Below are 13,436 nucleotides of genomic sequence, written 5' to 3' on the forward strand. Positions count from 1 at the left end.
CCGTCACATACCCTCCTATTTTTGATCATTCCGCATAAAAAATATGTATATATATAAGCTGGCCAATTTGTACAAAATAAAAAAGACGTGCAAAAACGCACGTCTTTTCGCTCAGCGGTGGCAATACGGGCACCGCGGCATCATATAAGGCATTTGCTGCATTCCGGGCATCTGGTGTGCCTCTGGCATCTGATGTGCTTCAGGCATCTGATGTGTTTCCGGCATTTGGTGCATATCAGGCTTTGGCATGTTCGGCATGTTTGGATATTCAGCTTCTTCCTCGGCTTCGACCTCCGGCATCATCGGCATCATATAGGGCATCGGATAAGGAACCGGGAAAAAATAGCAGGGCACGGGCGGGTACGGCATAGGCATCATCATATCCGATTCTACCTGTTCTGGAGCTGGCATTGGAACCGGTGTTGGAGCTGGCGCTGGAGCTGGCACCGGTTCTGTCATCCAGTTTTCAGGCATTTTAAACTCATCTGGCATTGTCAGCTCTTCCGGGCTTACTTCTTCCATTTCTTTTACCTCTTCCATTTGCGGCGGGTTTGCAATCGGTTTTTTATCTGCATATGGATGTTCCCTCTCCATCGGCATTACTGCTGTATCCGGCAGTTTAATTTTCATGCCTGGAACGATCATATCCGGATTGGCCAAATGAGCGTTCAATTTTTTAACTTCCTCAAAAGATACTTGATGTTTCTCTGCAATAGACCAAAGCGTATCTCCGCGCTGCACAATATGGATTTTCATTGTGTCCCTCCTCAATGATCATTCAACCATATTGTATGCGCCCGGCTGGGCTGTGTGCGGAAAAGTTAATAAGCCCGCATCAGCATTCGGGCAAGTGACAGCTTTGCTTCTGCAGCTGTTTCGTTGCCAACCTGAATCACATTGCCTCTCTCTCCTGCAGCGATTGTTTCAAGAGACCATAACAGGTGAGGCAGATCAATTCGGTTCATCGTCAAACACGGGCACATATTTGGATTAAGTGACACAATATCCTTGTCTGGATGGCTTTCAATAATCCGTTTAACAAGGTTCATTTCAGTCCCGATTGCCCAGGCGGACCCAGCCTCCGCTCTTTCAATAGCATCAATGATATATTTGGTCGAGCCATTATCATCCGCAAGAGCGACTACCTCCCTCCGGCACTCCGGGTGAACAATAATATTCATGTCCGGCCTTGTTCGGCGCAGCTCTTGAATATTCGACACCGTAAAGTTTTCATGAACAGAACAATGCCCTTTCCATAAAATTACCTGTATATCGTTTATATTTCCTTCGAATTCAAGTATATCTGACACAGGATTCCAGACTGCCATTTTTTCAAGCGGGACGCCAATATCAAAAGCAGTATTGCGTCCCAGGTGCTGATCCGGTAAAAATAAAATACGGGGTTTTTCTGTAAATGCCCATTCCACCATCGAGCGGGCATTGGATGAAGTGACACAGGAGCCGCCATTTCGCCCCGTAAACGCCTTGATCGCCGCTGTAGAATTTACATACGTGAGCGGGATGATTGTGTCGCCGAATAATTCCTGCAAAGCAGACCAGGCACGCTCTGTCTGGTAAATGTCAGCCATATCTGCCATAGAACAGCCGGCGCGCATATCCGGCAAATAAACCGTCTGCGCCTCACTTGTTAAAATATCTGCCGTTTCCGCCATAAAGTGAACACCGCAAAAAACAATATGTTCAGCCTGCCGATTGGCAGCTGAAACCTGTGCCAGCTGAAGAGAATCTCCCACTGCATCAGCAAATTGAATAACCTCATCTTTTTGATAATGATGTCCCGGAATAAAAAGAGATGTACCCAGCTCCTCTTTGATTTTCCTGACTCTCTCTTCCATTTCCGCCCGTTCCATCTGTCGATATCGGCCTGGCAGCAATCCTTTTGTTAATTCAATTAAAGCCATGGGAAACAGCTCCTTTCATTTCAGCTCTTGCACTAATATCGAGCGCCCTGGCCGAGTGAGTTAATGCTCCAAGCGAAATCCATTCAATACCGGTCACTGCGTAATCACGAATATTTTCAAGCGTAATGCCTCCCGAGGCTTCTGTCGCAATGTGATCTGGCACCAGCGGCAGCCATGCAGCAATATCAGCCGGCCTGCAATTGTCAAACATGATAATATCAGCCCCCGAGTCTATAGCTTCCTCCAGCTGTTCCCTCGTTTCAATTTCCACTTCAACCTTGACCGTGTGGCCGCAGGACTCCTTCGCTTTCACAACGGCCTGTTTAATTCCGCCGGCAAACGCAATATGATTGTCTTTCAGCATGACAGCATCGTACAGCCCGTTTCGGTGATTAAAAGCGCCGCCCGTCCGAACGGCATATTTTTCAAACATTCTCAGGCCCGGGGTTGTTTTTCTCGTATCGCATATTTTTGCCGCTGTGCCTTTTGTTTGTTCTACTGCCAGCGCCGCTGTTGTGGCAATGCCGCTCATACGCTGAACCAAATTTAAAATGACCCGCTCTCCTGCTAAAAGTGACCGGTATGAACCTTCGATCCGGGCCAGGCACTCGCCTTTTTCCACCCATTCACCGTCCCTCTCCCGCACCTGAACAAAGACATGCTCATCAATAAGCCGAAACCCTCTTTCAATTACCGTTTTCCCGCAAAAAATGCCTGCTTCCTTCGCATAAAAAGAAAAACCGCCTGTTTCTGCTTCTGAAAAAATGCTTTCTCCTGAAAGATCCCTGTCACCAATGTCTTCAATAAAAAAGGCTTTCAGTGCTTCCTCTATTTTGATTCCATTCATGTTCTCCGCTCCTCTTATTTAATTGGCCATTTTCGATTGTAATCCATGTATTTTCCCAGCTGTCCTCTCTGGACGGATAATCTGACCGTATATGGGCACCGCGCGATTCTGTCCGGCTCAGGGCCGAAACAGCAATCAAATAAGCCGTCGTATGCATAAATAAACGTTCTATCTTCTCTGCCGGCCAGCGGCTGATATCCCCTTTTAACTGCGCGGCCTCCCGAAGGCAGCCTGCCAGTGCCTCAAGCTTTTCTTCCGTTCGTATCAATCCGGCCGATTCCATCATCATCGATTGCAATTCACTTTTTTCAAAAAGAGGCGGTATATCAGATGCTGCTGCCGAAACCGACGGGACAGCTCTTTCTATAGTGTTTTCACCCTCCAGCAATGACTTTACAAAACGCCTGCCAAATGCAATACCTTCCAGCAGCGAATTGCTGGCAAGCCGGTTCGCGCCGTGAACACCTGTGCAGGCTGTTTCACCAATGGCATATAAACCTTTAATGGACGTTCGCCCGCACGTATCCGCTTTTACTCCGCCCATTAAAAAATGGCTTCCTGGCGCGACAGGAATGCGCCCTTCCTGCAAATCAATTCCCTGCTTACTGCAAAGAGCCGAGATAGTCGGAAATAGTTTCTCAAACCCTTCAATCATGGACATGTTAAGATAAACTTCTTTTCCGCTTCTTCGGGCTTTGTATATCTCAAAAGCTGTTATATGGCGCGGCGCCAGATCTTCCAGTGGATGTACACCCTGCATAATTCTTTTTCCTGATTCATCTACTAATACGGCCCCGGCCCCCCTGACCGCTTCGGAAATCAATCCTTTTGCTTTTCCATTTACATAAAGGAGGGTTGGGTGAAACTGGATAAATTCCATGTCTGTTACGGCTGCGCCGGCTCGATAAGCAAGCGCGATGCCATCACCTGTTATCGTTTCCTGATTAGAAGTAAAGGAATAAAGCGCACCCGCTCCGCCAGCTGCCAGCACGATATGATCAGCTTTGTATTCATGAATACCGCCTTTTGCATCCTTCGTCTTCACTCCTGTACAAACTCCTTCATGAACAATGAGTTCAAAAGCCAGTTCATTCTCACGGAGTTCTACCTGGCCCGGGAGACGTGCAAGAAGATGTTCAACCGTCCATTTCCCTGTTGCATCGCCTCCCGCATGAACAATACGCGGCCGGCTGTGGGCACCTTCAAGCCCCAGTGACAGGGCTCCGTTTTCCTGCCGGTCTGCCGGGAAGCCTTCTATGAGCAGTTCCCTTATCCTCGCTGCCCCTTCTGTTATAAGCTGTTCAACGGCTTCAGGAACATGATGCTGTTCTCCTGCAGAAAGCGTATCATTTATATGAGAGGCATGCGTATCTGGCGGAGACAGGACTGCCGCGATACCGCCCTGTGCAAAATACGAATTGCTCTGACGAATTTCTCCTTTTGTGATAACAATCACATTCATATGCGCAGCCAGGTGCCTTGCTGCCTGCAAAGCCGCAATTCCCGATCCAACAATGACCGCGCCCGGCGTTTTTTTCATCATTCACCCTCACTTTACAGTTGTCTTGACACTTATCTTTACATAAAATAAACAGAAAGACAAGAATAAATTTAAGTTTAAGGAAGCAGGGATACTATTGTATTTTGACTATGCCGCTACTTCTCCTATGAAGAAAGAAGCACTTGATATCTACCTGGAAGCAGCCCGTTATTTTTTTGGCAACGCATCAAGCCCTCATGATGAAGGCACACGTGCCTCGCTGCTTCTTGAACAGTGCCGGGCCGATATCGCCAGACAGGCCGGTGTGTTAAAGGATGGCATTTATTTTACCGGCAGCGGGACCGAAGGAAATATTCTGGCTGTTTTGTCTTTAGTGAGAAACAAATCCAAAAAGCATATTATCACCGGGGCAGCGGAACATACTTCTGTGCACTCTGCGATGTCCTTCCTGCAGTCAGAGGGCTATGAGATAACAAAACTTCCGATGAATAAAAATGGAATTGTCACAGTAGAATCGATTTTACGCGCAATCCGCGCTGATACCGTGTTGATTTCCATTCAGCATATTAATCCTGAAATCGGAACTATTCAGCCTGTTGAGCAAATTGCCGCAGAAGCAAAAAAAAGAAATATTCTTTTCCACACGGACTGTGTCCAGTCATTCGGCAAAATTCCGCTTGATTCTATTCACGCGGACTCTATGACATTTTCAGCCCATAAAGTCGGCGGTCCAAAAGGATGCGGCGCCGTGTATCTTTCTCCTTTTCATTCGCTCAAGCCGGTGTTTCCAGGTTTAACTCATGAAAAAGGCATCCGGGGCGGCACTGTGGATACACCAGCCATCGCCGCTTTTGCACAAGCAGCGAAAAGCTCTCCTTCTATCAAAAAGCTTGCCTATTTAAGAAGTCTGCTGAAAGAAAAGCTGAAGGGATCTTCGATTCGATGGATTGAAGGTGAAAGCTCCCATCAATATCCCGGTGTAATCGGTATGTGTATTCCGGGATTGGAAGGCCAGCTTGTTATGCTCGCTTTAAATGCACAGAATATATACATCTCAACCGGGAGTGCGTGTGATGCTTCTTCAGCATCTGGCATGAAAGCAGCTCTTGCGATGGGAATGAGTTTTGAAGAAGCGCGCCAGTTTTTCCGCGTTTCATTCGGGCCGGACACAACTGAAAAGGAAGTCACCAGGCTTGGACAGGCGCTCCGGCATGTTGCAGAGCAGGCGGTTGTGCTATGATAGCCGGTGGAGGGATTATGTCATGACTGAAAAAAAGAAACTGATTGGAGAAGAGCGGAGGGAACAAATTTTATTCTGGCTTCAGTCGGAGAATGCGCCGCTGACCGGGAATGAGCTTGCTGAACGCGCACAAGTGAGCCGCCAGGTGATCGTAGGGGACATTACGCTTCTTAAAGCACGCGGCATTCCCATTATGGCCACAAGCCAGGGATATGTATATTTTACAGCCCCGGAAGCAGCGAGTGTTGAGCGCGTGGTGGCCTGCTCGCATCCTCCGTCTCAAACAAAGGAAGAATTGCTGCTTCTTGTCGATCTGGGCGTCCTGGTCAAAGATGTGAAAATTGAACATCCGGTTTACGGAGATTTAACAGCTTCGATTATGGTGTCAAACCGGAAAGAAGCCCTCCGGTTTTTAGAAAAGATTAACGAAACGAAAGCGGCTTATTTATCTGAATTAACAGAAGGAGTCCATCTGCATACACTATCCGCCAGGGATGAAGCGGCCCTGGATGAAGCAGAGCAGGCGCTTCGGGACGCCGGCTTTTTGCTTGAATAAAAAAAAAGCTCATCATTCGATGAGCTTTTTTACGCTTTTTCTGCGGCTTGTCCCACTTCATAGCCATAATAGCTGCCCAGCACCTGCACCTTGCACCCAAGCGCCTCCATTTCTGCAAAAGCACCGGGTACAAGCACATCATCAATACGCTGTGCCACATCGATAATGAAAAAATAATTGCCCAGCCCTGTTTTGAGAGGGCGTGATTCAATTTTTGCAAGATTCAAGTTTCTCCATGCAAACGTTGCTAGAACCTGATGAAGTGTTCCTGGACGATCGGTTGGAAGCGTGACGACAATCGTTGTCTTGCCTCCTGTTCGTGGAAGTGGAAACGCCAGCTCTTCATGTGTTTTCGACAAAACCAGGAACCGGGTGTGGTTGAAATTGTAATCATGAATATCCCTTTGCGCTGTAAATAACCCGTACTCTTTTGCAGACAGCGAATTGGCAATCGCCGCCACACATTCTTCAGGATGTTCACTTACGTATTTGGCGGCCGCTGCCGTAGAGGTCATTTGCTGGGATGGAACACTATAAAAATAGCGATGCAAAAATTTATGGCACTGCGCGATTGCGTGCGGGTGCGATAAGATACGCGCAGACTCCTTCCATTTGTGGGCATTATCCGGGTGAATAAGCAAATGCTGCTGAATCGGCGCTGTCAGTTCCCCAACTATCGTTAAGTCTGCTTCGTGAAATAAATGATCAATGGTCATATTGACCGTTCCTTCTAAGGCATTTTCAATAGGTACAACAGCCAGGTCCGCTTTTCCTTCCAGTACATAATCCATGCACTCCGGAATGGTTACGCACGGAATTCGCTCATCATGCGGAAAAGCGTCTGATACAGCGATATCCGTAAAAGTTGCTGCTGGCCCCAAAAAAGCAATTTTCCTCAAAACAATTCACTCCAGTCTTCTCATTCAAGTGGATCACGCACCAGATCCAAGCACTTCTACTGTATCAACAAATTCTAATTTTTTTAAGCGCATTAACAGCTCGTCCAATCCCGTTTTCATGCCGGTGACGTTTAAAGAAAGCGTCACATTTGCGCGGCCTTGCAGCGGAATCGTCTGATGAATCGTCAGCACATTTCCGCCGCAGCCCGCTACAACAGCAAGCAGCTCAGACAGGGTACCCGACCGGTCTTCCAAATGAAAAAACAGTGTAATGATCCGCTCTTTAACAACCGTGTGAAACGGAAACACCGTGTCGCGGTATTTATAAAAAGCACTGCGGCTTAAATCTACTTTTTGCACCGCTTCCCAGACAGAATCGGCTTTTTTCCGTTCAATTAATTCCTTGGCATCAAGCGTTTTTTTCATGGCTTCGGGAAGTACATCTTCCCGAACCAGATAAAATTTTTCATTTCGCTCTTTTTTCCCCATGTCGTTCCCCCTTAAAACCGCCTGCAACAGCTTTTATTCGACAAATTCAAACTCATAATCCAGCAAGCGTACAATATCGCCATTTTCAGCACCCCGTTCGCGCAGGGCGTCGTCTACCCCCATCGTACGAAGCTGGCGGGCAAACCGGCGAATGGATGCTTCGCGAGTAAAGTCCGTCATTTTAAACAGCTTTTCAACCTTGCTGCCTGTTATTTCAAAGGCACCATCCGGTCCTCGGGAGATAACAAACTCTGCGGCTTGTTTTTCATGGCGGTACACTACCCGGTTAACCGATAGATCTTCTTCTTCGTGGTCAAGCGGGAATTCCGGTGTTTCTTCCACTTTATCAGCAATCACAAACAATAGATCACGCAGCCCGGTGCGGGTCAGAGCAGAAATCGGGAAAATAACCGCATCAGGCTCTACTTTTTCTTTAAATACTTTTAAATTTTCTTCCGCTTCCGGCATATCCATTTTGTTCGCTACAATAATCTCAGGACGTTCTGTCAGGCGAAGATTATACTCTTTCAGCTCATTTCTAATGGTTACGTAATCTTCATATGGATCACGTCCTTCCATGGCGGACATATCCAGCACATGCACAATAACACGCGTTCGTTCAATATGCCGTAAAAATTGATGTCCAAGACCTGTCCCTTCATGGGCACCTTCAATTAATCCCGGCAAATCTGCCATAACAAAGCTTCGGCCGTCTTCTGTTTCGACCATACCAAGGTTCGGCACAAGTGTTGTAAAATGATAAGCAGCAATTTTAGGCCTTGCCGCTGTTACAACAGAAAGCAGTGTTGATTTTCCAACGCTCGGGAAGCCGACAAGCCCGACATCCGCTAACAGCTTTAATTCGAGTGTTACATTGCGCTCAATGCCCGGCTCCCCGTTTTCAGAAATTTCCGGTGCGGGGTTGGCCGGAGTGGCAAAGCGGCTGTTCCCCCGTCCGCCGCGTCCGCCTTTGGCGATAATTGCCTGCTGTCCGTGTTCGACAAGATCAGCAATTACTTCTCCTGTTTCGTCATCTGTTACCACTGTTCCGGGCGGCACTTTAATAACCATATCCTTTGAATTGCGCCCGTGCATGTTCTTGCTCATGCCATGCTCGCCGCGCGGAGCTTTAAAATGGCGCTGGTAGCGAAAGTCCATAAGTGTCCGAAGTCCTTCTTCTACTTCAAACACAACATTTGCGCCATTTCCGCCGTCGCCGCCTGCAGGGCCTCCGTTTGGCACGTACTTCTCCCGGCGGAATGCAACCATGCCATTTCCGCCATCGCCGCCTTTAACATATATTTTAACCTGATCTACAAACATATTGTCTGCTCCTCCTAAAATGTCACTTCCATTAGTATATCCTGACCGCTCGTTTCCAACACAGCGCTTTTCAAGCCCAGCGCTTTTGATATTTCATCCATTTCCTTCAATAGCAGGGACCGATTAAGCACTTCACCCATCCATTCCATTTGCACAAAAAAACGCCCTTCTTTTTCAGACATATGCACAAATAACTCATGTTCGTTGTATTCTTTTATGTGCTGCTCCAGCAGTGAAAATAAACGGTTAAAGAAACAAAGTGCCTTTTGATCATCTGCCCGTCGAGATATAATAGTATGATCGAGCTCATATTCAAGCTTAAATAGGCGCTGCGACCAATTGAACGTTATAAACAGCTCCGCCATCCCCGGCATGCCAAGATTACAAAGTCTTGATTCCTGCACAGCTTTCATAATAATGTGATCGGTTGCCCTGGCTGCTTCATCAAGATTATTCATGGCAAGATACCCTTTGACAACCTGTATGTCATTCATCCAGTCATGACGCGCATGACGAAGCGTTTTTACTACCGTCCATTCTTCTTTTTCCACTTGACTGATCACACCTCCTGCCCGTTTACGAACATCATTCCTTTTCATTAGTATAGCAGAAAAATGTACCATTTGAACGGGAAAGATAAACGGCTTTGCATAAAAAAAAGAAGCGCTCCGAAAGTTGACTTTCAGAACGCCTCCGTTCATCTATCCGCTTATTGAGCAGCAGGATATACACTTACTTTTTTACGATCGCGGCCAACACGCTCAAAACGAACGATACCGTCTACTTTTGCAAACAATGTATCATCTCCGCCACGGCCAACGTTTTCACCCGGGTGAATTTTCGTACCGCGTTGACGGTAAAGAATAGAACCACCTGTTACGAACTGACCATCTGCACGCTTAGCGCCAAGACGCTTCGCTTCAGAGTCACGTCCGTTTTTTGTAGAACCTACCCCTTTTTTGGATGCGAAAAATTGAAGATCTAATTTCAACATGTGTTTTCACCTCCTATAGAAATTTTACTTGAATATACTGCCCGTACTCTTCTTCAATCGTCTGTAATGAAACAATCATGCCTTCCAGCAACAGCTGAACTTGTTCCTGCTTCGCTTCCGGCAGTCCATCAGGCACACGGCAAGACAGCAAACCGCCGTCTTTTCCCTGTTCAATATCAGGGATAATGCCGGTCAATGCCATGACTGCATTGAGCGCTCCGAACGAAACTGCTGAAGCACCGGCGCAAACCAGATCTTTGCCGCTGTCATCAAAACCTGCATGTCCTTCCATTGTAAACGATGAAATACAGCCGGATTCGTTTCTATTAATGTTTACATAGATCATTGGATCATCGCCTTATGCGTTGATTTTTTCAATGACTACTTTCGTGTAAGGCTGACGGTGTCCTTGCTTTCTGCGATAGTTTTTCTTCGCTTTGAATTTGAAAACGATGATTTTCTTCGCACGGCCTTGCTTTTCAACCTTAGCCGTTACTGTTGCGCCTTCTACGACTGGGCTGCCGACTTTAACGTCGTCACCGCCAACGAAAAGAACTTTATCAAATGTGACAGTGTCACCATCTTGTGCGTTCAATTTTTCGATGTAGATTGCCTGGCCTTCTTCAACTTTAACCTGCTTGCCGCCTGTTTCAATAATTGCGTACATTTCTGCACCTCCCTGTTTACTCAGACTCGCCACGTAACAGGTGACCGGACCGGTACTTTCAAACCTGCTGTGTGCGGTTGTAGCACGGGTGCTACAAACAATAACATATGAATTCTATCATTTTTCAAAAGGAGTGTCAATCTGTATTTTTAAATAGATCTTCAACCTCTTTTTTTCCTTTAAAAAAAGATTGAAGAAGCTGTTCCTCCGATAACTCCTCCTGTCCGTCCACCTGAAATTTATGAGTCCGGTTTCTTCTAAATAAACGGACAGCATGAAGCAGCCGGTCCGTTTTTAAAAGAGGCAGGCATAACAGGCGCATCGATACAGGGCTATAAAAACGGGCGGTTAAAAATCGAATAAACATAATTTCTTTTTCTTTCCACATAACCAGAAGCTGAACTCCAATATAAGAAACAGTCAAAAGCAGCTGCACATAAAATGGCAGGACCATTACGGCTGAAGCCATAATTAAAAAAAGCACCGCCGCTGATAAAAAAATGGATTGCTTATATGCATGATAATAAGGCTGTGCTGCGCATAAAACAAGTTGAATTATTTTCCCTCCATCAAGTGGAAGAGCCGGAAGCAGATTGAATAAGAACACAGCCGCATTCAGCTTAAAAAACAGATCATATAAAGCAGCATCCATCCATCCGGCTTTTAAAAGCAGAAAGCTTCCGATCAACATGGGAATGTGCATAAACGGACCGGCCAAAACAACGATCCATTCTTCAAAAAGCGGCTTTCCCGCGTATTCATCTGTTTCCATTTTTCCGCCGAACGGGAGCAGCTCTATTTTTTGAATACGCCAGCCCATTGCATACGCAGCACCGGTGTGCCCCAATTCATGAATCAGCAGGATTACTCCAACACATATGGCTTCCAGGAACAACCCTGTTGCTGCGGCAGCAGCACCAAACAGCCAGGTTAATGGATGAATCCGTATCTTATTCATTTACAGTCACTTTTCTTGTGGAAAGGATTTGGCCGCTTTTTTGTTCGACGAATTCAATTACGCGGCCGGCAGGTGTCCCCACCGGCTCTCCTTGTTTGATTCTTTCAAACAGCCGATACGGCTCACGCTTCAGCCCGCTTACCCGCAGGACTGTTCCATCTTCCTGCTGAATGGAAATGTTATCTTTATCAATTCTGATTACCATTCCATTTTTTTCAGCAGCAAGCATGCTGTTTGTGCTTACAAGTGAAGCAGGGGGCGTGCTTGTCCGGTCCATAGCCGGCAAAAGAGTGCCAAACCGTTCTTCGTAGGCAGAAGAAAAAGATGCAAACGAAAAATCATTTGTAAATACCGCTTTTGTAAAAGGAGTCTGCTGGCTAAAATAAATAAGAGTGAACAAACCAAAAGAAGCGATTATTTTTCTTTGCATGAAAAACCCCTCCTGCCTGCTTATATATATGCGGAAAAACAGAAAAAAACCGCTTTAAAAAAGCGGTTTTTATTATCGGCTCATTCCGATAAATCGTTTAAATTTCGTGAAAAACGTATCTTTTTCCGGTTCAAGAGCCTGGAGAGGAACGGACTCGCCCAGGATACGGCGCGCAATATTCCGGTACGCAATCGAAGCGCGGTTGTTCGGATTATGTGCGACAGGCTCTCCATTGTGAGATGACTTAATAACTTCATCATCGTCCGCTACAATTCCAATCAATTCGATAGATAGATGAGCTGCCACCTCATCAACATCCAGCATATCCCCTTCTTTGACCATATGATTGCGGATCCGGTTGACGACCAGCTTGGGCGGCGCCATTCCCTCTTCTTTTTCCAGCAGCCCAATAACACGGTCAGCATCCCGAACCGATGATTTTTCCGGCGTAGTGACCACAATAGCCCGGTCGGCGCCGGCTACCGCATTTTTATATCCCTGCTCAATTCCTGCCGGACAATCAATTAAAATATAATCATAGTCTTGCTTGAGTTCATCAATTAACTTCTTCATTTGCTCAGGTGTTACAGCTGATTTGTCTGTTGTCTGTGCTGCCGGAAGCAAATAAAGAAGGTCATTAAAACGCTTATCTTTGACGAGAGCCTGATGTGTTTTGCACCGTCCTTCTACAACATCGACAAGGTCGTAGATGATCCTGTTTTCGAGTCCCATGACAACGTCCAGGTTACGGAGCCCGATATCCGTGTCAACGAGACAAACTTTTTTTTCCTGCAGCGCCAGCGCTGTACCAAGATTAGCGGTCGTTGTCGTTTTGCCGACACCGCCTTTTCCAGAAGTAATGACGATTGCTTCACCCACTTCAAAAGCCCCCTTTAAACGTCGATAAATCAGGCCGCAGGTACTTTAACACTTGCAGCCGATCAATTACCAATTGTTGTGCTTCATTAATAAATGCGCATTCCGATTCTGTTAGTTCTTCTTCATCATAGCGGTCTGGCGAGCGGGTTATATGCTCGCTGATCCGCAGCTGGGATGGCATCATTTTCGCCGCCGCTATAACGGCTGACTCGTCTCCATAGCAGCCGGCATGCGCCATACCCTTTAAAGCCCCCATTATAAAGATGCTGCCGCCTGCCATCACTGTTCCGCCTGGGTTTACATCTCCAATTAACAATAAGTCGCCCGGTACTTCAAGAACTTGTCCGGAACGAATACGGCCAGCATATGAAACAATTTCATTTTCTTCCTTCCACTGTACCGCTTCGTCAATCGTCAATACATTTGATCGAATGTCTTCGACGACTAAGTGACGGCGCTGCCTGATCAGCTGGCGCAGCTGCTCTTTTTCTTCTTCGGCTACGTAACGGTTCCCCGTTTGCACAGTAACCTTAATAAGCGCATCTTTGCCCTCTTTTATAACAGCATCTAATTTTTCTGTTAATTCTTCTATCAATTCATTATACGCGCATTTATCGTTTAACTGAAGAGTCAGACCGTCTTTCGTCCCTTTAATGACGACGTTTTGACTTTGTTTCATAGAAAGTATCCCACCTCTGTACGTCTCAATATTCGACAGCGCCATTCAAAAT

At 46.5% G+C, this 13,436-nt stretch carries 17 protein-coding genes and 1 other annotated feature; of the genes, 2 read left to right on the top strand and 15 right to left on the bottom strand.

The genetic code is table 11. From position 1 onward, the window contains the following. Nucleotides 1–111: 111 nt before the first annotated feature. From safA to nadB, 4 genes are all read right to left on the bottom strand, one after another. Nucleotides 112–756, bottom strand: coding sequence for a SafA/ExsA family spore coat assembly protein (gene safA / locus VP98_RS18210; RefSeq protein WP_052712117.1), 645 nt, complete (start codon nt 754–756; stop codon nt 112–114). Between the two features lie 65 nt (nt 757–821). Next, complete coding sequence (gene nadA, locus VP98_RS03825; protein ID WP_046173945.1) at nt 822–1,922, bottom strand: quinolinate synthase NadA; 1,101 nt, start codon at nt 1,920–1,922, stop codon at nt 822–824. Continuing rightward, nucleotides 1,909–2,769 carry a carboxylating nicotinate-nucleotide diphosphorylase gene (gene nadC, locus VP98_RS03830; RefSeq protein ID WP_046173946.1) on the bottom strand — a complete coding sequence of 287 codons (861 nt, stop codon included), beginning with the start codon at nt 2,767–2,769 and terminating at the stop codon, nt 1,909–1,911. The genes nadA and nadC overlap by 14 nt, the downstream gene beginning before the upstream one ends. Beyond that, nucleotides 2,723–4,309, bottom strand: coding sequence for an L-aspartate oxidase (gene nadB, locus VP98_RS03835; RefSeq protein ID WP_046174149.1), 1,587 nt, complete (start codon nt 4,307–4,309; stop codon nt 2,723–2,725). The genes nadC and nadB overlap by 47 nt, the downstream gene beginning before the upstream one ends. A gap of 97 nt (nt 4,310–4,406) precedes the next feature. On the opposite strand from nadB, the gene VP98_RS03840 reads away from it, so the two are divergent. Then, a complete protein-coding gene (locus VP98_RS03840) occupies nt 4,407–5,510 on the top strand; it encodes an IscS subfamily cysteine desulfurase (RefSeq protein WP_231584103.1) in 1,104 nt (367 codons plus the stop codon). Nucleotides 5,511–5,532: 22 nt separating this feature from the next. Next, nucleotides 5,533–6,066 carry a transcription repressor NadR gene (locus tag VP98_RS03845; RefSeq protein ID WP_046173947.1) on the top strand — a complete coding sequence of 178 codons (534 nt, stop codon included), beginning with the start codon at nt 5,533–5,535 and terminating at the stop codon, nt 6,064–6,066. Between the two features lie 29 nt (nt 6,067–6,095). Here VP98_RS03845 and pheA read toward each other — a convergent pair whose 3' ends face one another. The 11 genes from pheA to minC form a co-directional block, all read right to left on the bottom strand. Beyond that, a complete protein-coding gene (pheA, locus tag VP98_RS03850) occupies nt 6,096–6,965 on the bottom strand; it encodes a prephenate dehydratase (RefSeq protein WP_046173948.1) in 870 nt (289 codons plus the stop codon). A 33-nt stretch (nt 6,966–6,998) separates the two neighbouring features. Then, the gene (locus tag VP98_RS03855; protein WP_046173949.1) at nt 6,999–7,454 is read right to left on the bottom strand and encodes an ACT domain-containing protein; all 456 of its coding nucleotides are present in this window, start codon (nt 7,452–7,454) and stop codon (nt 6,999–7,001) included. A 33-nt stretch (nt 7,455–7,487) separates the two neighbouring features. Continuing rightward, a complete protein-coding gene (obgE, locus tag VP98_RS03860; protein ID WP_046173950.1) occupies nt 7,488–8,777 on the bottom strand; it encodes a GTPase ObgE in 1,290 nt (429 codons plus the stop codon). Nucleotides 8,778–8,791: 14 nt separating this feature from the next. Further along, on the bottom strand, nt 8,792–9,340 hold the full coding sequence (locus tag VP98_RS03865) for a Spo0B domain-containing protein (protein ID WP_197076547.1): 549 nt from the start codon (nt 9,338–9,340) through the stop codon (nt 8,792–8,794). Between the two features lie 146 nt (nt 9,341–9,486). Continuing rightward, complete coding sequence (rpmA, locus tag VP98_RS03870; protein WP_046173952.1) at nt 9,487–9,771, bottom strand: 50S ribosomal protein L27; 285 nt, start codon at nt 9,769–9,771, stop codon at nt 9,487–9,489. 13 nt (nt 9,772–9,784) lie between these two features. Further along, nucleotides 9,785–10,117: a ribosomal-processing cysteine protease Prp gene (locus VP98_RS03875; protein WP_046173953.1), complete on the bottom strand. Its 333-nt coding sequence runs from the start codon at nt 10,115–10,117 to the stop codon at nt 9,785–9,787. Between the two features lie 12 nt (nt 10,118–10,129). Then, the gene (gene rplU, locus VP98_RS03880) at nt 10,130–10,438 is read right to left on the bottom strand and encodes a 50S ribosomal protein L21 (RefSeq protein ID WP_046173954.1); all 309 of its coding nucleotides are present in this window, start codon (nt 10,436–10,438) and stop codon (nt 10,130–10,132) included. Nucleotides 10,439–10,450: 12 nt separating this feature from the next. Next, nucleotides 10,451–10,527 (bottom strand) — a sequence feature (ribosomal protein L21 leader region). Nucleotides 10,528–10,574: 47 nt separating this feature from the next. Further along, a complete protein-coding gene (locus VP98_RS03885; RefSeq protein WP_046173955.1) occupies nt 10,575–11,396 on the bottom strand; it encodes a site-2 protease family protein in 822 nt (273 codons plus the stop codon). Further along, the gene (locus tag VP98_RS03890) at nt 11,389–11,826 is read right to left on the bottom strand and encodes a hypothetical protein (RefSeq protein WP_046173956.1); all 438 of its coding nucleotides are present in this window, start codon (nt 11,824–11,826) and stop codon (nt 11,389–11,391) included. The genes VP98_RS03885 and VP98_RS03890 overlap by 8 nt, the downstream gene beginning before the upstream one ends. 72 nt (nt 11,827–11,898) lie before the next feature. Beyond that, a complete protein-coding gene (gene minD, locus VP98_RS03895) occupies nt 11,899–12,705 on the bottom strand; it encodes a septum site-determining protein MinD (RefSeq protein WP_046173957.1) in 807 nt (268 codons plus the stop codon). A gap of 1 nt (nt 12,706) precedes the next feature. Further along, complete coding sequence (gene minC / locus VP98_RS03900; protein ID WP_046173958.1) at nt 12,707–13,384, bottom strand: septum site-determining protein MinC; 678 nt, start codon at nt 13,382–13,384, stop codon at nt 12,707–12,709. Nucleotides 13,385–13,436: the final 52 nt, after the last annotated feature.

This window comes from Domibacillus indicus, from assembly GCF_000970685.1.
In the GTDB taxonomy this organism is placed as follows: domain Bacteria; phylum Bacillota; class Bacilli; order Bacillales; family Domibacillaceae; genus Domibacillus; species Domibacillus indicus.

Excerpts from the sequence above, each read along its gene's own strand:
- VP98_RS03875 (WP_046173953.1), bottom strand. The coding sequence starts at position 10,117 with ATGATCTATGTAAACATTAATAGAAACGAATCCGGCTGTATTTCATCG.
- safA (WP_052712117.1), bottom strand. The coding sequence starts at position 756 with ATGAAAATCCATATTGTGCAGCGCGGAGATACGCTTTGGTCTATTGCA.
- VP98_RS03885 (WP_046173955.1), bottom strand. The coding sequence starts at position 11,396 with ATGAATAAGATACGGATTCATCCATTAACCTGGCTGTTTGGTGCTGCT.
- nadC (WP_046173946.1), bottom strand. The coding sequence starts at position 2,769 with ATGAATGGAATCAAAATAGAGGAAGCACTGAAAGCCTTTTTTATTGAA.
- VP98_RS03845 (WP_046173947.1), top strand. The coding sequence starts at position 5,533 with ATGACTGAAAAAAAGAAACTGATTGGAGAAGAGCGGAGGGAACAAATT.
- rplU (WP_046173954.1), bottom strand. The coding sequence starts at position 10,438 with ATGTACGCAATTATTGAAACAGGCGGCAAGCAGGTTAAAGTTGAAGAA.
- nadB (WP_046174149.1), bottom strand. The coding sequence starts at position 4,309 with ATGAAAAAAACGCCGGGCGCGGTCATTGTTGGATCGGGAATTGCGGCT.
- VP98_RS03855 (WP_046173949.1), bottom strand. The coding sequence starts at position 7,454 with ATGGGGAAAAAAGAGCGAAATGAAAAATTTTATCTGGTTCGGGAAGAT.
- VP98_RS03890 (WP_046173956.1), bottom strand. The coding sequence starts at position 11,826 with ATGCAAAGAAAAATAATCGCTTCTTTTGGTTTGTTCACTCTTATTTAT.
- nadA (WP_046173945.1), bottom strand. The coding sequence starts at position 1,922 with ATGGCTTTAATTGAATTAACAAAAGGATTGCTGCCAGGCCGATATCGA.
- minC (WP_046173958.1), bottom strand. The coding sequence starts at position 13,384 with ATGAAACAAAGTCAAAACGTCGTCATTAAAGGGACGAAAGACGGTCTG.
- obgE (WP_046173950.1), bottom strand. The coding sequence starts at position 8,777 with ATGTTTGTAGATCAGGTTAAAATATATGTTAAAGGCGGCGATGGCGGA.
- rpmA (WP_046173952.1), bottom strand. The coding sequence starts at position 9,771 with ATGTTGAAATTAGATCTTCAATTTTTCGCATCCAAAAAAGGGGTAGGT.